This window comes from Bacteroidota bacterium, assembly GCA_016194975.1.
Lineage (GTDB): Bacteria > Bacteroidota > Bacteroidia > Palsa-965 > Palsa-965.
On record JACQAM010000024.1, the window covers coordinates 17,325 to 36,116 of the forward strand.

12 protein-coding genes are annotated in these 18,792 nt (G+C 43.7%); 3 read left to right on the plus strand and 9 right to left on the minus strand.

Going from position 1 to position 18,792, the window contains the following annotated elements; translation table 11 throughout:
• Nucleotides 1-285: 285 nt before the first annotated feature.
• A complete protein-coding gene (locus tag HY064_16035; GenBank protein ID MBI3512169.1) occupies nt 286-612 on the minus strand; it encodes a (2Fe-2S) ferredoxin domain-containing protein in 327 nt (108 codons plus the stop codon).
• 132 nt (nt 613-744) lie between these two features.
• Between HY064_16035 and HY064_16040 the strand changes: the two genes are divergently transcribed.
• Nucleotides 745-1,650: a TIGR01777 family protein gene (locus HY064_16040; protein ID MBI3512170.1), complete on the plus strand. Its 906-nt coding sequence runs from the start codon at nt 745-747 to the stop codon at nt 1,648-1,650.
• 55 nt (nt 1,651-1,705) lie between these two features.
• On the opposite strand, the gene HY064_16045 is transcribed toward HY064_16040, so the two are convergent.
• The 3 genes from HY064_16045 to HY064_16055 are packed head-to-tail and all read right to left on the minus strand — an operon-like array spanning nt 1,706 to nt 6,195.
• Nucleotides 1,706-2,008, minus strand: coding sequence for a hypothetical protein (locus HY064_16045; protein MBI3512171.1), 303 nt, complete (start codon nt 2,006-2,008; stop codon nt 1,706-1,708).
• Nucleotides 2,009-2,065: 57 nt separating this feature from the next.
• Nucleotides 2,066-4,213, minus strand: coding sequence for a PKD domain-containing protein (locus HY064_16050; protein MBI3512172.1), 2,148 nt, complete (start codon nt 4,211-4,213; stop codon nt 2,066-2,068).
• Nucleotides 4,214-4,245: 32 nt separating this feature from the next.
• Nucleotides 4,246-6,195 (minus strand): gliding motility-associated C-terminal domain-containing protein, encoded by a 1,950-nt coding sequence (locus HY064_16055; GenBank protein MBI3512173.1) that lies wholly within the window; start codon nt 6,193-6,195, stop codon nt 4,246-4,248.
• Between the two features lie 204 nt (nt 6,196-6,399).
• Between HY064_16055 and HY064_16060 the strand changes: the two genes are divergently transcribed.
• Nucleotides 6,400-7,782, plus strand: coding sequence for a dipeptidase (locus HY064_16060; protein ID MBI3512174.1), 1,383 nt, complete (start codon nt 6,400-6,402; stop codon nt 7,780-7,782).
• A gap of 47 nt (nt 7,783-7,829) precedes the next feature.
• Here the strand turns inward: HY064_16060 and HY064_16065 are convergent, their stop codons facing one another.
• The 3 genes from HY064_16065 to HY064_16075 all read right to left on the minus strand — a co-directional run bounded on the left by HY064_16065 (nt 7,830) and on the right by HY064_16075 (nt 13,719).
• Nucleotides 7,830-9,005 carry a phosphoribosylformylglycinamidine cyclo-ligase gene (locus HY064_16065; GenBank protein ID MBI3512175.1) on the minus strand — a complete coding sequence of 392 codons (1,176 nt, stop codon included), beginning with the start codon at nt 9,003-9,005 and terminating at the stop codon, nt 7,830-7,832.
• Between the two features lie 62 nt (nt 9,006-9,067).
• Entirely contained in the window at nt 9,068-11,404 is a 2,337-nt protein-coding gene (locus HY064_16070) for an OmpA family protein (protein ID MBI3512176.1), read from the minus strand.
• A 209-nt stretch (nt 11,405-11,613) separates the two neighbouring features.
• Nucleotides 11,614-13,719, minus strand: coding sequence for an OmpA family protein (locus tag HY064_16075; protein MBI3512177.1), 2,106 nt, complete (start codon nt 13,717-13,719; stop codon nt 11,614-11,616).
• Nucleotides 13,720-14,119: 400 nt separating this feature from the next.
• Here HY064_16075 and HY064_16080 point away from each other — a divergent pair, with 400 nt between their 5' ends.
• The gene (locus HY064_16080) at nt 14,120-15,046 is read left to right on the plus strand and encodes a hypothetical protein (GenBank protein MBI3512178.1); all 927 of its coding nucleotides are present in this window, start codon (nt 14,120-14,122) and stop codon (nt 15,044-15,046) included.
• A gap of 52 nt (nt 15,047-15,098) precedes the next feature.
• Here the strand turns inward: HY064_16080 and HY064_16085 are convergent, their stop codons facing one another.
• Together HY064_16085 and HY064_16090 are read right to left on the minus strand one after the other, a co-directional pair.
• Nucleotides 15,099-17,306, minus strand: a complete 2,208-nt coding sequence (locus HY064_16085; GenBank protein MBI3512179.1) for a T9SS type A sorting domain-containing protein — start codon at nt 17,304-17,306, stop codon at nt 15,099-15,101.
• Between the two features lie 35 nt (nt 17,307-17,341).
• On the minus strand, nt 17,342-18,727 hold the full coding sequence (locus HY064_16090; GenBank protein ID MBI3512180.1) for a T9SS type A sorting domain-containing protein: 1,386 nt from the start codon (nt 18,725-18,727) through the stop codon (nt 17,342-17,344).
• Nucleotides 18,728-18,792 lie beyond the last annotated feature (65 nt).

Consider the following 18,792-nt stretch of genomic DNA (forward strand, 5'->3'; position numbering starts at 1 on the left):
AAATTTCCCCTTTTTCCAAAGAAGATGTTTTACCGATTGTATTCGCTGTTATTATTATCTGTTTGGTAATTCAAGTCAGAAAATAAAATTTCATTGTACGTTGTACCTATGCTAGGGGATCTCTAAAAACTTAATTATTAAAAAAAACATATCGCCACAAAGGCACAAGGGCACTAAGAAACACTAAGAGAAAAACTTTATTAATCTTTGTGTCTTGGTGCCTTAGTGGCAAAAAAATTAGTTAATAGAGATCCCCTTTAGACAGCATCTCAGATCACAACACATTTATTTTTTTAAACGCAATCTCTCCACCACTCTGCCATTCTCAATGTGCTCTGAAATAATTGCATCTACATCTGCCAATTCAACCCCCACATAAAAAACTCCTTCGGGATAAATAGCAACCGTCTGGCCGAAATCACAGATGTCAAGACATCCCGCGCGCTGGGCACGCACACGTATGGCAAGATTTTTTTCTTTCAGCTTTTTTTTGAAAGCTTCCACGATCTCCATTCCATGCACTTCTCCGCAACTCCTGCGCGGCGCTCCCGCTGCACGCTCATTGGTACAAATGAAAATGTGTTTATGATAAACAGGATCGGTTGCATTCATCTTGTAAATCTATGGAGAATGGCCCGATGATCATCCGGCGAAAACATAATCACATCGGCGAAAAAAAGTCCTTTACAGAATTATATAACTATTTCCGCCCGGCCGGCGTATATAAAATTCATCTCCCGCTCCATGAAAATTCTTATTACCGGTGCGTCCGGACTCATTGGTACCCGGCTGACGGATATTCTTCTTCAGCGCGGATTTAAAGTTGCGCACATCGGCCGGAAAAAAACGCGCGATGCACGAGTTTTGCATTTCACGTGGGATCCGCAAAACGGTATCATGGATGAAGAAAGTATCCGGTGGGCCGATGTGGTTGTGAATCTCGCGGGCGCAAGCGTGAGCGAGCGCAGATGGACGAGCGAAAGAAAAAAAGAGATCATAGAAAGCCGCACTTCTTCATTGAGAACTCTTGCAAAAAAAATACGGGATACAGATCCTCATCCTGAAGTGGTGATCACCGCATCCGGTGTGGGATGGTACGGCGCAACGACAACAGAAAATATTTTTTCGGAGAACGATCCGCCGGCAAATGATTTTTTTGGACAATGTTGCAAAGAGTGGGAAGAGGCAGGCGATCTTTTTGAAGAATTATCTGTTCGCGTAGTGAAACTCCGCATAGGCGCAGTGCTGGCGCGGAATGGTGGCGCGATCCCGAAACTTGCCGCCCCGGTAAAATGGTACATCGGCGCTCCATTGGGAAACGGCAAACAGTGGATGCCGTGGATACATATTGATGATCTCTGCGAACTGATCATTTTTTCTATTCTCAATAAAAATATTTCCGGCGTTTACAACGCAACCGGCACACAACAGGTGACGAATAAACAATTCATGCGCTCGCTGGGAAAAGTTCTTCACCGCCCTGTTTTTTTTCCGGGTGTTCCGAAATTTGCTTTGAAATTATTTCTCGGTGAACGGGCATGCATGATCCTTGAAGGAAGTCGCGTGAGCAATAAAAAAATAACGGAAACCGGATTTGTTTTCCGGAACGATGAACTGTCCACTGCGCTTGAAAATATTTTTGCAAAATAAAAACGGGCGATTACGCTGTAGAGATCGCCCGGATATTTTTTTGTTCTGCAAAAAATTATTTCGTCAGTGGCGCATCGGGCATTCCGTCGCCTTTGCTCCATTCGCCGGAAGACTGCAAATAATAGGTTGCACTTTTTCCTGTTTCGGTATCCCACACTAATCCTACGAAATAATGATAATCTGTTCCGTTGTCTTCTCCGATCGACATCATATATTTTCCGATCTTATTCGTGCTTTCGTCAATAAAATCTGCGGGTTTCGGCGGAGCTGCATTCGCAGGCACAATGGAACGAATGAGAAAACTTCCGGAAAGAAGTACAATGGAAATTCCGATGCTGATCTGGAGAAATGGTTTCATAGCAATTGGTTTTATGGTTTGACCAATGTTACGAAAAAAACAAGATGAGAAATTTTTTCAGCGGATCAGGTTCACGTGGCCAATGAGTTTCTGCGAACTTTCATCCACCACATTCACATAATCAACCTTCCACACATAAACATCTTCCTGGCATTTGTTGCCTTTGTATCGTCCGTCCCATCCCACATTCGTGTCGCGCGTTTCAAAAATCAATTCTCCCCAACGATCGAAGATCATGAAATGATAACCTTCTGCTCCGAGTATCACCGGCATGAAAATATCATTGAGCCCGTCACCATTCGGAGTAAATGTATTCGGAATGAAAAAACGATTTTCCGGCGTTACTTCTACCTGCACCGTATCCACATCAGAACAACCATAAGAATTGTAAACGGTTTGAATGATGTTGTAGGTTCCGTAACTCCAGTACGTGTGTCCTCCATCGCACGCACTCGTCACAAAACCATCACCGAAATCGAGTATGCAGGAATCTCCATTCATGCTTTGATCGGTAACAGTAATGTAAGGACTGAAAATGGAAGTGACTGTAGGATTAGCAGTGATGCCTGCCGTAGGAGCCGGATCAACAGTGATCATTCCCGGAACACTGAACGTATCGATTCCAATGCAACCATTCGTTGTTGCGACGATGAGTGAAACATCGTACGTGCCAACGCCGAAATAAGTGTGAACAGGATTTGCAAGATGAGAAGTATCTCCATCACCGAATATCCAGGTGTACTGCAACTGTGTTCCTGCAATGGAACTATCAGAGAATTGAACGGTGAATGGATTGCAACCTTCGAGATACGCTCCTGCAAAATCTGCAGTCGGCATTGGATAAACAATAACTGAATCTGTAAAAATTCCTGTGCAGCCATTTTCAGAAACAGTGATCGTTACCGGAAAAATTCCTGATGTGTCGAATGAAATATTCTGCGGATCCTGCACATTACTTGAATCAGGATTTGCATTGGATCCGAAATTCCAGGAGAAACTTCCATTGCCCATGAATTGTCCGCCGGCAGAAAAATTATAACTGTTTCCATTCACACATTGCCCGGCAGGAACAATAAAATTCGGATTGACCGGCGGATAGATCTGGAACGTGGTCGTGTTCGTATCTGCACATGGCGTATATGGATTACAAACGAGCGTTACTGTGTAAACACCGGTGTCGCCGTAGGTATAATTCGGAGTGAATGTATTCGATGTATCGGAAGTTGAAGTTGGATCGCCGAAATTCCAGAGATACGTTGTTGCATTCCAACTGTTGTTCTGGAATTGCACATTGTAACCTGCGCAGAAAACAGTTTGATTCGGAATACTGCTCACCGTGAGCAATGGACAAGGAAGAACATTGAATTGAAAATCTCTCTTGTTTGTGCAAATAAGATTTCCATTTCTATATTCTTTACAACAAACACCAACCACCCACTGGCCAATAAGATTCGGTGTTCCCGTAAGCAAACCTGTGATCGGATTAATACTCAGCGCAGGATTAGACGACATCGGGTATCCTCCGCTGTACGGCGCATTGAACGGAACAAAAGCGTACGGTGGTCCCGCCGGTGGTTGCGGCATTGGCGCAGCAGCACTCGCTCCATCATAAGGATCGCAAAGATCATACGCGAGTGAATCGCCATCGGGCTCTGTTGCCGAATGATCGAATACAAGTGGCGCACCCTGGCAAAGAAAGATCGGAGGAAAATTGGTGTAGCGCGGACTGGAATTATTTGTGGCGAGAGCAGGATCAGGAATCTGGATCATGTAAGTAGATCCTACACTTCCGGGACTGATGAGATTGAGGATCGTGTTATTCCTGCAGCAACGCTGGTAAGTGATATAATATCCGCCGGCACCAGGAGTAATATGTTTTACTTCGGTGTACACGGCTTCTTCCACGCAAACATTTCCCGGTGGTGTGTAGCAAGGACTATTGATAGAGGGAGGAACCGGATTCGATCCCGGAAAATTCATTGACAAAGTATCCACGAGATTTCCATTCACATCAAAAATTCCAACAGACGCCGGATTATCATACGGTGCCTGCCCATTCAAACAATCGCGGTAAACTTTCAGCGTGATGCGATAATCATTATTGCCGAGGTAATCATAAAAAATTTCTCCGCCCACAATATGCGTCGCCGATATTTCCGTCACCGAAAAAATCATCAGGAAAAATAATGTCAGTTTACGCAGCATAGGGGATTCAGAATGTGATTGAAATACTTTTTTTATTTATGCGTGAGTGCGGTGACAAAACCGGTGAGATCGGAACCAGACGAAAGGTGCAGAACATAATAATACGTTCCGTCGCTGATTCCACTGCCGGTCCAATCATTTTGGTAATTGGCACTTTCATACACTTTATTTCCCCAACGGTTGTAAATGTGAAGCGAACTGTTCGGGAAATGTTCAAGGCCTGTGAAAATGAGCTGATCATTTGTTCCGTCATTATTCGGTGTGAAAACATTCGGTGCAATTACACCGCAATCGTTTACCGTTACTGCAATGGAATCAGAAGCGGTTTGTCCGCAACCCTCGCGAACCATAACAACAAATATGCCGCTTCCGGTAGGTGTGAATTGTTCTACATAACCACCGGTAACAGGAACAGAATCATTTCCTGAAACAGTAGTCCACGAAATAAAATAAGGCATTGATCCTCCTGAAGGAGAAACGGTGAGCAATGCAGAACTTCCGGAACATAGAACGAGATCAGGTGAAGTGGTGATCGTGAATGCTCCCGCAGGAAGAAAAACAGTAACCGTATCAATCCCCACCGGAGTTCCGCACTGATCAGAAACTGTTATCGTGTAGCTGGTAGTCACCGCCGGGTTTACAGTAATATTTGGTGTAGTAGCGCCGGTGCTCCAATTGTAAATGTAAGGTTGAATTCCGCCGGTTACATTCGTGTAAAGTGTGATGGGCGAAGCATTGCAGATCGAAGTATCATTTCCTGCATTCACAGAAATATTATTTGCATCACTGATATATAAAGTGAGATCAGTTGCAACACTTGCCACGCAAGGACCGCTTGAAACAGATTGCAGCGTGAGCGTTTCTACTGATTCCGGATTTCCGTCCTGCGTGGCAGAAATGCAAATGGAAATAGAATCCTGTCCCGGAAGAAAAATAAGTTGCGAAGGAATAGTCGGAGTGTAATCGGAAGCGCTTGCAGTTCCTCCAAGCGTGATGGTCGCTGTATCCTGCATCGAAATATTTCCCTGCCTTGTGAAATAGATGCACGCTTGTCCGCATCCTTCATACAAAGTAGAATCGTTGCTGCTGCCATAACTGACGTGCGAACTCAGATCTACCGTTCCCGACTGAAAACTTCCTGCTTCGAGAAAAACTCCGGAATCGAAAACGTGATCGAACACATCGGCGATCGCTAATTTTATATGATACGTTTCTCCGCATTGCACCGGATACATTGCCGTGAGTACAGTAGTAAATCCATCGTACTGAATGGAATCGTAAGGAGCCACCACCGGATTGTTCACCGCATCATAAGCAGGATTGTCCACATAATACGCGCAATTCGTGCATGGGCCGGGAGCAGGGCCAAACCATGTTTGCCCGTTGTTCACGTTATTGATGGAAACAGGAGTCGCTGTGCTTGGAATGAGTGCGATGTTGGTTTGTGTGAGTACTACACTCACTCCATTCAGGAGAAATGCGAATACATCATTGTAAGTGGAATTGACATAATCCGAATATTCTTCTGAACCGAAAATGTAGCGGAACTTCACCGAATCAGATTGCGCCACAAAATCGAAAGCAAGCACAGCTGCATCATACGTAGAATTTCCAACGATCGCATTAAGATCAGTATCTGTTCCTACCGTTTGATTCCATGCGCCGTCGCTCCCGATATCGTTTGGGCCACCGGGTCCACGGTTGTTGAAGGTGGAATCATTTCTCAATACACTTCCCGATGTCATCACAATTCCGGAATCAATTCCAAGATTGGTATTCAGCGCAGTAAATTTTCCGATAGCGCGAGAGTAACCGGTGTACGTGATATTTGATGCAATGATGCCCGGGCCGAGCAGTACATTCTGCACTAATTGCGCAGGCGTGAGAGAAGTATCGACAATCAACTGCGCATTCGCCTGAAAATGGAAGATCAGTGCAAAAGAAATGATCCAGAATCTGAATACGATTTTTCCTTGTTTCATTCCGAAAAAAATTGATTGGATGTTGAAGTATTTGCCTATAACAAATCTAATCTTTCCCACCCTGATTTTCAAGGAATAGCAGTAGAATAAAGTACTTTCCCCTTAAATTATAGGGCTCACCTGCCCTTCTATTTCATTTTTCTTGCAATTTCGCTATCCGTTCTGAACGCAACTGAAATAGTTAATCGCTAAACCACTACTAAAATGAGTACACAGAAAGATTACATCGAAAAAAATAAAGATCGTTTCCTGGATGAACTTTTTGAATTGCTGAGAATTCCTTCGGTGAGCGCCGATGCAAAATATAAAAATGATGTGCTGAAAACTGCTGAAACTGTGAAAGCAAAAATGCAGGCCGCCGGTGCAGAAAAATGCGAACTGTGTAACACGAACGGATACCCGGTTGTGTACGGTGAAAAATTTATTGATTCAAAACTTCCCACTGTTCTTGTGTACGGGCATTATGATGTGCAACCACCGGATCCGCTGGAATTGTGGACCTCTCCTCCATTCGAACCGACGATACGCAAAACAGAAATTCATCCTGATGGCGCCATCTTCGCGCGCGGATCGTGCGATGACAAAGGACAAATGTTCATGCATGTGAAAGCGCTTGAAGTGATGTTGAAGACAAATTCACTTCCGTGCAATGTAAAATTCATGATCGAAGGAGAAGAAGAAGTGGGTTCTGCGAATCTTGCAGGATTCCTGGAAAAAAATAAAGAGAAATTAAAAGCAGATGTCATTCTCATTTCCGATACTTCCATCATTGCGAATACTACGCCGTCGATCGATGTGGGCCTTCGCGGACTTACTTACATGGAAGTGGAGATCACCGGCCCCAATCGCGATCTTCATTCGGGAGTTTATGGCGGTGCTGTTGCCAATCCTGTGAATGTTCTCTGCAGGATGATCGCTTCCATGCACGATGAAAATTTTCACATTACCATTCCCGGATTTTATGATGATGTGAATGAACTTTCTGCCGATGAAAGAAAAGAACTGAATCGTGCGCCGTTCAATCTTGAAGCTTACAAAAAAGATCTTGTGATAAGTGATGTGCAGGGTGAAAAAGGATTTACAACAATGGAAAGAACGGGAATTCGCCCTACGCTTGATGTGAATGGAATATGGGGAGGATACACGGGCGAAGGAGCGAAAACAGTTTTACCATCGAAAGCTTCTGCAAAAATTTCCATGCGCCTTGTTCCGGATCAATCCTCGGAAAAGATCGCAGATCTGTTCGAAGCGCATTTCAAAAAAATTGCACCGGCTGGCGTGACGGTAAAAGTGAGGCATCATCACGGCGGCGAACCGGTTGTTGTTTCCACGATTTCAAAAGCATATCTCGCTGCGAGCAAAGCCATGGAAGAAACATACGGAAAGAAACCGATCCCCACACGCGGCGGCGGATCCATTCCTATCGTTGCACTTTTCAAATCCATTCTCGGGCTCGATTCTGTTCTCTTCGGATTCGGATTGGATTCAGATGCACTACATTCTCCCAATGAACATTATGGTATTTTCAATTATTTCAAGGGCATTGAAACGATACCGTTGTTCTACAAAAATTATGTGGAGAAATAGGAATTGAAATATTGGAGACAGGAGAATTTATTTCGGAGAAGAATATTTCAGTAAACAAATTCCCCGAACTCACTTCTGATCGTAAGTTTTTTTTGTTTGCTCTCCTCCACTCTTCCGATAATTTTCGCGTCGATGTTGAATGATTTTGAAATTGAAATTATTTCTGCGGCAATTTTTCCGGGCACATATAATTCCATGCGGTGACCGCAATTAAAAACTTTGTACATCTCGTTCCAGGAAGTTCCGCTTTGTTCCTGAATGAGTTTGAACAAAGGAGGAACGGGAAATAAATTGTCTTTCACAATGTGAAGATCATTTATGAAATGAAGGATCTTTGTTTGCGCGCCTCCGCTGCAGTGTATGATGCCGTGAATTTCTTTTCTGAATTTTTCCAGCACGCGCGTGATCACAGGCCCATACGTGCGCGTGGGCGAGAGAACCAATTTCCCGGCTGTCATTTTTTTTCCGGCGCCGATATCTACTTCGTCCGTCAATTTTATTTTTCCGCTGTAAACCAATTCTGCAGGAATGGCCGGATCGAAACTTTCAGGATATTTTTCTGCAAGATCATTTTCAAAAACATCGTGCCGTGCAGAAGTAAGCCCGTTGCTTCCCATTCCACTATTGTATTCTTTTTCATAAGAAGCCCGGCCGTAAGAAGCAAGGCCTACAATGACATCACCATTCTGAATTTTTTCATTGGTGATCACATCGCTTCTTTTCATTCTTGCCACAACGGTCGAATCGACAATGATGGTGCGAACCAGGTCGCCGACATCCGCGGTTTCTCCGCCCGTGCTTTTTATTCCCACACCGAGAGTGCGCAATTCAGCAAGAACTTCTTCAGTACCATTGATGATGGCCGAAATAATTTCTCCCGGAATTAAATTTTTATTCCTGCCGATCGTCGATGAAAGAAGAATATTATCTGTAGCACCCACACAAAGAAGATCGTCGGTATTCATCACGATCGCATCCTGCGCAATTCCTTTCCACACACTGAGATCGCCGGTTTCCTTCCAATACAAATACGCAAGAGAAGATTTTGTCCCTGCGCCATCGGCATGCATTACGAGACAATAATTTTCGTCGCCTGAAAGATGATCGGGAATTATTTTACAGAAAGCATTCGGAAAAATTCCTTTGTCGATATTTTTTATTGCACGATGTACATCTTCTTTCGAAGCAGAGACACCGCGTTTATTGTATTTGATATCAGACATAGCTAAAAACAAGAAGCGCCCCGATGAACATCAGAGCGCTTCAAAGTTACTCATTTGAAATATCAGCAGATAAATTTCTCATTGATGGTAAGTATCGCTACTGATTTTGGTTTCGGATTGGTAGTTGTGCCGGTTCCGGTTCCGCTCGTTCCTGTACCACCACCTGTACTTGTACCTGTGCCGGTTCCACCACCAGTTCCAGTTCCAGTTCCAGTTCCAGTTCCAGTTCCGGTACCTGAAGTACCTGTACCGCCACCGTCAACTGGTGCATCTTCAACATCTGCCCCGGTTGTATCACCGGTATCATCCATTGCACCAGCGAGAACTTTCGGGCGAACAATCTTGCGTTGATTCTGATCTTTCGGTGCATTAGGATCAACATAATCCCATGAAAGAACTTTGAATACTGTACGACGATCGAGCTGGTAAAGGGCTTCCTGTTCCTGTTTTGTTTTTTTGGATTTGATGTAGGCATCATTCAAAACAGTTCCATCTGCCTGGCGGAGCGGACGAGTTTTACCATATCCTTTTGCAACGAGACGCGCTGCAGGAATATGTTTTTCATTAACGAGATAATCCACGCAAGCCTGCGCACGTGCCTGTGAAAGTTTATTGTTGTAGGCGTCGCTCGCGCGCGGGTCAGTGTGCGAACTGATCTCGACAATGATCGTCGGATTATCCATCAGTGTCTGGTAGAGGAAATTCAGAGAATCTTTTGATTCCGGGCGCAATGTTGATTTATTCAGATCATAGAGCACCGCCGGGAAACGAATTTCAGATTCCGCAGGAACGAGACAAAAATCAAGTGTGAAATCTTTCGAATTCATTTCACCGACTGTGGTTAATTTTCCTTTGTCTTTATCCGGAAGATTCAGGTATCCATCCGCTTTTGTGCTGTGGCCTTTATCAGAGAAAACAGTTACGACGTAAGAAACTTCAGGAATAAGATCGAATTTATATTTTCCGTCTTTATCTGTTTTTGCTTCTACAGCTGATCCGTCTGAACCAACCATACGTACCGTACATTCCTGTACAGCAATGGAAGGACCATACTTGCAATCGGTAATTGTTCCTGCCAGGTGGAATACCAGTGGCGGCAGATAGAATGACCAGATATCATCGGCTCCTTTTGTGCCTTCGCGGTTTGATGTGAGGTAACCTTTTTCTTTTTTGCCGTCGAATACAATTCCGAAATCATCTCCGGGAGAATTCATCGGGTATTTCAGATTTTCAGGTGTTCCCCATTTCCAGTTCTTAGCGTCAGTAAGGGGCGCTTTGAAAATATCGAGTCCACCCATTCCGAGAAGTCCATCTGAAGAATAATAGAGATCGCCATTATCGCTGATGTAAGGGAACCCTTCGCGGCCATTGGTGTTGATGGTAGTTCCCATATTCACTGGCTTGCCCCAAGCTTTTGATTTTTTATCGTAGGTGGACATCCACAGGTCGGAGTGAATTCCTCCTGTTGTTCCGGTCATATCAGAAGAGAAAACCATAACCTGTTCATCGGCAGAAACTGCAGGGTGGCGGAAATTGAAACTGTCGAGCACGGCAGCATCGAGTCCAAAATCAATGACAGTTGGAACATCCCATGTATTTCCTTTTTTCTTGGAAACATAAATTTTGCAGGTAATCCATTTTTTCTTCTGCTGATCGCAGCGAGTGAAATAGATCTGATCTCCTTTTTTATTTACACAGCTTGCACCTTCGTTACCCATTGCACTGTTCACAGAACCCTGGATCGTTGCAGGAGCACTCCATTTTCCGTTCTTGTCCACTTTTGTTTCGAAAAGATCGGAATACATTGTTCCGCTAATAGGATCGATCTTGCTTCCGCTTTGTCCTTCACGCTTGGAAGTGAAAATAAGTGAGGTGTGTTTTTTATCGGAATAGGTTGGTGAGAAATCATAATCTTTTGAATTGATCTGCGCCATATTCTCCACCACGTAACGTGTAGGATTATCTTTCCACTGCTGTGCGAGTTCGGATGATTTTACACCGTTCTCACCGGCAGGATCAGAAGGAACGCGCTGCTTGTAATCATTGAAAGCAGTGATCGCTTCATCATATTTCATATTGATTTTTTTCGCTTCAGCGTACCACAAATACATTTTATCATCATTGTGTTTCGCTTTGATCGCTTTTGCATACCAGCTTTCCGCCTGTTTCCAGTCGTTCATTTTGCGGTAACATTCTGCGATCTGGAAGGTAATGCGTGCCTTCTCCTGCTTGTTCTTGATCTTCGCCATTCCCTTTTTGTAGAGCTCTGACGCACTGTAGTACTGCTGTGAATCGTACGCTTTATCCGCATCACGGATGTAGTTTTTCTGTGCATGCGCGTTCATCGTAAGAGCGAGCAGAAATACTACAACAGCAGAGAGTACTTTCAATGGTTTCATAGTGTTTGGATTTGTGTTTCAGTAATTTTTTTGACGTGGGTGCTAAGATAATTAAATCCGCAACACGGTGAAAGAGGTTTTAACACCCTGTTGAGAATAGATTTTACCTCACCCGATTGGTATAACGTGTGGCTTTGAAAAGGATACAGCCCGCCCCACACCAGGCGAGCCGTATCTGCACCAACTAACTGACAATCAAAATGCTATTTTTAGTCCCCATTTCCATTATTATCCGGCACTTCGTCTCCGCTTTCATCAAATGATCCTTTGCGAACATTAACAGGTTGTGGAGCCGGGCGCTTCGGCGCTTTCGGATCTACATAATCATTGCTGATAACGCGGAAAACTGTACGGCGATTCAACTGGTGAAGCGCTTCTCTCTCCTGGACGGTTTTTTTAGAATCAATATATTTTTCAGTCAACACAACACCATTCGAAAATTTCAGCGGATGATCTTCTCCCCACCCTTTTGCCTGCAAACGTTTCTGATCAATTCCTTTCGAAATGAGATAATCCACGCAGGCCTGCGCACGACGCTGAGAAAGATCGCGGTTGTGTTCTGCAGAGCCGCGACAATCGGTGTGTGCATCGATCTCAATGACCAGCGAAGGATTATCGATCAGCAACTGGTAGAGATAATTCAGCGAATCTTTACTCTGCGGACGAAGTGTTGCGCTGTCAAGCCCGTAAAGTACAGCGGGAAAAACGATGTCGTGTTCTTCGATGGGTTGAATTTCAAAATCGAAAATAAAATCTTTGCAATCGGTCATTCCCATTGTTGTAAGTTTTCCTTTTTCTTTTTCCGGCAATGAAAAATACCGTTGCGCTTTTGTACTGTTCGCCGAATCGCCGAATACATTGATGAGATAAGAAACATTTTCCTTCAACTGGAATTTATAATTTCCATTCGCATCCGTACGCACACCGTATTCTGTTCCGTCGCTTCCGTAAAGCGTGACCCATGCATTATGAACCGGGATGTGATAAATGGAATCACTTACCATTCCACTCAATGCAGAACTGCATTCTTCATAATAAAACATCCAGATATCATCGGCGCCTTTGCTGCCTTCGCGATTCGAAGTGAGAAATCCTTTTTTCTTTTTTCCGTCGAAAACAATTCCGAAATCATCAGCCGGTGAATTGAAAGGTGTTTTCATATTTTCAGGTGAATACCATTTCCAGGAATCCGGATCTTTTTTCGCAGAATAAATATCGAGCCCGCCTAATCCGCCATGGCCGTCGGAAGAAAAATAAAGTGTGCCGTCATCTGCGAGATAAGGAAATCCTTCACGGCCGTTCGTGTTGATCTGGCTGCCGAGATTCTCCGGCTTGCTCCACGTTTTTGTTTTTGCATCGAAAGTGGAGATCCACAGATCGGAATGTTCGCCGCCGGTAGTTCCTGAGTAATCAGAAGAAAAAACCATCACGTCTTCATTCACACTCACTGCAGGATGACGGAAATTGAAACTGTCGAGTGTTGCTGCATCAAGTCCGAAATCGATCATCACCGGACTGCCCCACGCGTTACCTTGTTTTTCGGCGTAATAAATTTTGCAGGTCAACTGCTCATTTTTTTTCTGATCGCATCGCGTGAAAAAAATATGGTTGCCGTTTTTTGTAATGCAACTTGCGCCATCATTCGCTTCCGGCAAATTCACATCGCCCTGAACAGTTGAAGGTGTGCTCCACTTTCCGTTCTTGCCGATCTTCGCTTCGAACAGATCACTGTACTGCGTTCCGGAAACAGGATCGATCTTACTTCCGCTTTGCCCGGTTCTCTTCGAAGAGAAAATGATGGACGTATGTTTTTTGTCGGACCACGTTGGACAAAAATCATTGTACTTCGTATTGATCTGCGATTCATTTGAAATTTTCCAGCGGTTTGTTTCATTGACATTGGAGAGCGCATCATTGCACGCTTTTATTCCAATGTCAGCCGCCGGATCGGAAGGAACACGTTTTTTATATTCGGTGTAATCGGCGAGCGCATCATTATAATCGCCGTGTTCCTGTTCCACTTCTGCGAGATGGAGATAAACATGATCGTCGATGATGCCGGCATTTTTCGCTTTCACGTAAAATACTTTTGCATCTTCCCAGTTACTCAGGTGCTGATAACATTGCCCCAATTGATAAAAACAATGTGCCTGGTCTGTTTTTGATTTTGTAGTGGAAACAGCTTTGTGATAAAAGCCGATGGCCGCGGAATATTCCTGCGAGTCGTATGCGCGGTCGCCGTAGCGCAGGTCGCGCTGTGCGCAGACGAGGCAAGGGAACAGCAGCACGAGGATAAGTAGTCGTGTAGGTTTCATGACTTGAAGTTTTAAGAATGTTATGCGCGCCAGAATTGTTTGCCTTTCTCCGCGCTTCTGCCTTTATAACTGCGATGAAAAAAAAAGATACATCGCCACTTATTAATTTTTTTCTGCCGGAGAGCGCTTTCACAATCCTTAAGAAAAGTTGTGGTACGACTGTTGCGAAAAATCCGATAATGAATCCGTTTGAAATTCTCGTTACGTCTTTATTTGTGGGCCGCAAATATTCCCCAGGTAAAAATTACTCTGCTACCCCGGTAAAATGCCAGAGGCCACGAAGACACAAAGGCACTAGGTTTCGTCTGGAAAATTTTGTAGAAAAATCTAAACTGCTGTGCAATCAAATATGCGCCAGAAAATTGTTTCCTTGTTTTTCGAGTAACTTTATGATCTGTTCATGAGAAAAAAAATACGTTATACATTTTTTATTTTTTGCGTGATTTTTTTTCGCGGAAATTTTCTGTGCGCGCAGGCGGATTCCATGCACACGCACCCGGGCGATGAACCCGAATGGGGAATTCATCCTTACGTGCAGCTTTCCCATCTTTTTTTCAATCCTTCGCAGGGAATTCTTGATGTTTCATTCCCCTACCGCATCAGCGGAATTGCAGGAACGCAAACATTCAAAGACACGATCGCCGGGTTTGGCCGCGGGGGAACATTCGTCACTTTCGGACTGGCGGTGAATCATCATAATTTTTCTTTCGATGCGAATATGTCGCCGTTCACTTCGATCGGAACCGGAACGCGGTTGGATTTTTTTCTCGGCGTAACTTATCGCCTGCGATATGACCAATGGATTCCATCAATGGCCGATCTGCAAACGCAATTCCTTTCTTTCCCGGTTTCTTTCACTGTTGGATTGCAGAATTACAATGCGATCTCTAATCTCGGACAGGTAGAACTCGATTCCACACATCGCTTCCAGGCATTCGGGGGTTCGCTTGGACTTTCCGAAAATGAAAATGAAACCGGCACTGTGAAAATTTTTTTCCAGGAAACTGTTTTTGCTTTTTCTCCTTCCATCAACATCGGGTTCCGTCCGCGATACAGCATGCTTGAATTCTCACTTCGATTCGGCCCTTTTATTCCATTCTATAATAAAGGAGGATTAAATTTTTTCTACCGCGACAGTGATTCAGACGACACGCACAGTTTTCCGAATGCATTCGGAACAGTTCCGATGCACGGCTTCGGTGTGCAATCACATTTTAACGGGAAATCTGTTCCGGATGCGCCTTACCCGATAAGCGGATGGATGCTGAGTTTCAGAGTGGGATTCAACAGCGGAAATATTGCAGGGCATCATCATTATCATAACTAAAAAAAATACCAAAAGACAAATTTCAGGTCACAAAAAATAAATCGCAAACAAATTATTTCTGAACAATTATTTTCTGCGAATAAGTTCTCTCCCCGTTTTTCAAAGTCACGAAATAAATTCCATCCGGCTGGGAAGAAAGATCGATTGTTGATTTTTCATTGTTGATCGTTGATTTGAAAATGATCTCTCCGGTGGAATTGCAAACTGAAATTTCTCCGGTGGTAAATGAAGTATTGATCGTAAAAATTCCACCGGAAGGATTCGGATAAATGAGAATTTTCGCCTGTGAATTCTCCATCAGAATATTCGTGGCCACCGCGAGATACATTTGCCCGTCAGAAGCTGTTACGTTCGATCTCATTCCTGCCGCGTCAACGCTGGTTACGCTCACATAATAATGCTGGAGATTTACCAATGTCAATGCAGTGGCTGTAACAGAAGTTGAATTCCCATTATTGGTCCACGCCACAACATCAGCGGCTCCGGGCGTTGTACCGATCGCGAAATAATAATTTGCAATTCCGGAATTAACATCGGTGGAATTTGTCCAGTTTGCCTGCAATTGTGTTCCGTTGAAAGTGGTGTCAATGTCAATTGCCGTTCCGTCGTTTACAACATTTATTATTGAAGGATGTGAAAGATCAATATTGTAATTCTGCGATTGGACGGCGCTTACATTTTTTGCTGCATCCACCACGACTGATCTTACTTTTCCTGCTGGAGAAGATGGATTCTGATTTTCATAACGCATGTCGCACGAAGCGCACGCGCCTATGTTCACCAGCGCGGATGCACTCACCGCACGCGAGCGATACACGCGGAAATTATCGATCTGCCAGTCGCAATTTCCGCTGCGGAATGAAATATAATTCCCGGTACTGATCGGTGATGAATCGGTGTAACTGCCAATGAAAATATTATCCTGGTACACTTCTATTTTTCCGGTGATGCGGTCGTAGATCACTTTCCAGTCGTACCACTGACTTGCGTTCACCGTCATCGGAACAGAGCTCACCAATGAGAAAACATCGTTGGTCACTTTATAGAATTCGCACACGCTTTGATCGACGCGGAACCAGACGAAATAATTATTGCCGCGATTCGTCAGTGTTGGATTATCGCAGAAAAAATGAAATCCTGCGCGGCGATTATTTCCTGTGCCGGAAATTTTCCCGGACCAGTTGTACAGGTATTCATTGGAAAGATTCTCCGTGAGCGGCGCATAAATATTCGTATTGCTCAGCGACTGATCGTTCTGATCGAGCGCTCCTGAATTAATGCCCCACGTTCCTGTCATTGTTGTCCAATCAGAATTTATTGCAGCAAGATCAAAGTCATCGGCAAAAAAACCTCTTGTATTATTCGCACGCCATTCTGTTCCGTTGAAATCAGAAACCTGATAAAAACTTTTATCCACGCCGCTTCCACAACTGTTATCGGCATCGGTAAATGAAATATTGAAACCCGCAGTATCCCATAATTGCGGAGTGGAAATAACTGTAGTAGGAATGGTATGATCGAAAACAGGGCCGATGCAGGAAACGATACAACTTCCTCCGGCAGTATTCAGTTTAATATTCCCGATGCTGTCGATCTGCGCAATGGAAGGAATTGTTCCCTGCCCATAACCGGAATTCGGAAAAACAATATAATCGATGATAGCAGCGGAAGTTCCTCCTGTGCGCGCATCAGGATCAACACCGATCTGGCTTGCTAAATAAATGGAACCTTCGCCAAGACTCGCGGCCGGGCCTGCATCTGCGTAGATCGCAAAACAACTTTGTCCTGTTGTGGTATTGTAAACGTAACCGACATCGCCGATGTGAATACTTCCATTGGAAACAACAGAAGAAGGCAGAACAAAAAACGGAACGGTTTCGGAATTGCAATAACGCAGCGGATTGGAAACCGCATAATTTGAATTCACCAGCGAAGTAGTAGAAACATACATTCCGGGATAAGGATCACTTGCTGTTTGCAGAATAGGATTTTGCCCCGATGCATCGGCCACTACTCCCCACCAGTTCCCGGTGTAGCCGGCATTCGCTGTCCAGTCGAGGCCGCTGTTGTTGGGGCCATAAGCGCGCGGACTTCCATCGGCATCGATGTACATTTTTGCGCGGTACATGGTATTGCCGGTGGGATTCTGCAGGTACACATCAAAATTCTGGATCGTTTGTTCGTAGGTAAGATTGCAAACTACCTGTGCGAAGCAGAAATTGGTTGCAGAAAAAAGAAATAAAGTGAACAGTTTTTTCACGCCGCAAATATAGAACGCTTTTGCAATACCGATTGTTATTTGTTAATAACGATTTTTTGAGAGAATATTTTCTCGTCGGTCTTTAACATCACAAAATAAATTCCGTTTGGCTGACCGGTTAAATCAATTGTTGATTGTAGATCGTTGATCGTTGATTCGAAAATACTTTGCCCAAGCATATTGCAAACAGAAATTTCTCCGTTGGTAGTGTTGGAATACAACGTGAAGATTCCGGAGGAGGGATTGGGGAAAAGGGAGAGAGAGGCAAGGGAATTGTTTTCATTGATGCCTAATGGCATAAATTGATATCTAAATATTGTGCCATGACTATAAACTCCACCAACAGTCGTCATTCCATAAAGATAACTTCCAATTACTAACAATGAACCACCGGGACCAGCACCTGTCGCTGCGCCAAAAAAATCAAGATATTTTGTGTACGAAGTTCCATCATTTCTTATTTTAAATAAAGTTCCCCATGCGCTTACTCCACCACCGGCGGTCATTCCATATAAGAATGATCCGTTGCAAATCAGGGAACCATAGGGACTGCTTCCATTTGTTGCACCAGCAAAATCCAGTAATTTGACATATCCGGTTCCATCTGGCATTATTTTAAAAATTGTTCCATCTGTATTTACTCCACCCTGCGTTGTCATTCCATATAAAAAAGTTCCGTCGGAAGCTAGAGAACCTTCAGGATATTTTCCATTTGATGTTCCCAAAAAATCAAGCAGTCTTGCATATCCTGTTCCGTCAGGTAAAATCTTAAATATCGTTCCATCGTTATTGATTCCCCCATACTGAGTCATCCCATACAAATAATTACCATCATATGTAAAAGTACCCCAGGGAAAACTGCCGGTCGTTGAGAGAGAAAAATCAAGCAATTTTAAATAGCCCGTCCCATCAGGCAAAATTTTAAATATTGTTCCATCGTTATTGATTCCCCCTCGTTTAGTCATTCCATAAAGAAAAGTTCCGTCAGAAATAAGAGAACCATCGGGTTCGTTTCCGTTAGACGCTCCAGCAAAATCCAAAAGTTTCATATAACCTGTTCCGTCAGTTAATATTTTAAAAATTGTTCCTTTACCATATGTTCCGCCCGTAGAAGTCATTCCATATAGAAATGTTCCATCATAGTATAAATCACCAACAGGTTGAGCTCCATTTATGAAAAAATTAAAATTCATCAAGGTGTCATACGCCGTTCCATCTAATTTTATTTTAAAGATATTTCCATACGAATTAGTTCCACCTTGATAATTCATTCCATACAAAAACGTCCCGTCTGAAATAAGAGAACCGGAAGGTTGACCACCATTAGTCGTTCCGTTGAAATCAAATAGTTTTGTATACTGCCCTTTCATCAATAAAGCATTTCCAACAAAAAATAAAATCAAAAAAAATATCCTTTTCATCACGGTAAGATTTGCGAATAGGTTGATCAAATATAGAACATCCAAATCATAAAATCCATTCTACC

Excerpts from the sequence above, each read along its gene's own strand:
- HY064_16035 (MBI3512169.1), bottom strand. The coding sequence starts at position 612 with ATGAATGCAACCGATCCTGTTTATCATAAACACATTTTCATTTGTACC.
- HY064_16040 (MBI3512170.1), top strand. The coding sequence starts at position 745 with ATGAAAATTCTTATTACCGGTGCGTCCGGACTCATTGGTACCCGGCTG.
- HY064_16045 (MBI3512171.1), bottom strand. The coding sequence starts at position 2,008 with ATGAAACCATTTCTCCAGATCAGCATCGGAATTTCCATTGTACTTCTT.
- HY064_16050 (MBI3512172.1), bottom strand. The coding sequence starts at position 4,213 with ATGCTGCGTAAACTGACATTATTTTTCCTGATGATTTTTTCGGTGACG.
- HY064_16055 (MBI3512173.1), bottom strand. The coding sequence starts at position 6,195 with ATGAAACAAGGAAAAATCGTATTCAGATTCTGGATCATTTCTTTTGCA.
- HY064_16060 (MBI3512174.1), top strand. The coding sequence starts at position 6,400 with ATGAGTACACAGAAAGATTACATCGAAAAAAATAAAGATCGTTTCCTG.
- HY064_16065 (MBI3512175.1), bottom strand. The coding sequence starts at position 9,005 with ATGTCTGATATCAAATACAATAAACGCGGTGTCTCTGCTTCGAAAGAA.
- HY064_16070 (MBI3512176.1), bottom strand. The coding sequence starts at position 11,404 with ATGAAACCATTGAAAGTACTCTCTGCTGTTGTAGTATTTCTGCTCGCT.
- HY064_16075 (MBI3512177.1), bottom strand. The coding sequence starts at position 13,719 with ATGAAACCTACACGACTACTTATCCTCGTGCTGCTGTTCCCTTGCCTC.
- HY064_16080 (MBI3512178.1), top strand. The coding sequence starts at position 14,120 with ATGAGAAAAAAAATACGTTATACATTTTTTATTTTTTGCGTGATTTTT.
- HY064_16090 (MBI3512180.1), bottom strand. The coding sequence starts at position 18,727 with ATGAAAAGGATATTTTTTTTGATTTTATTTTTTGTTGGAAATGCTTTA.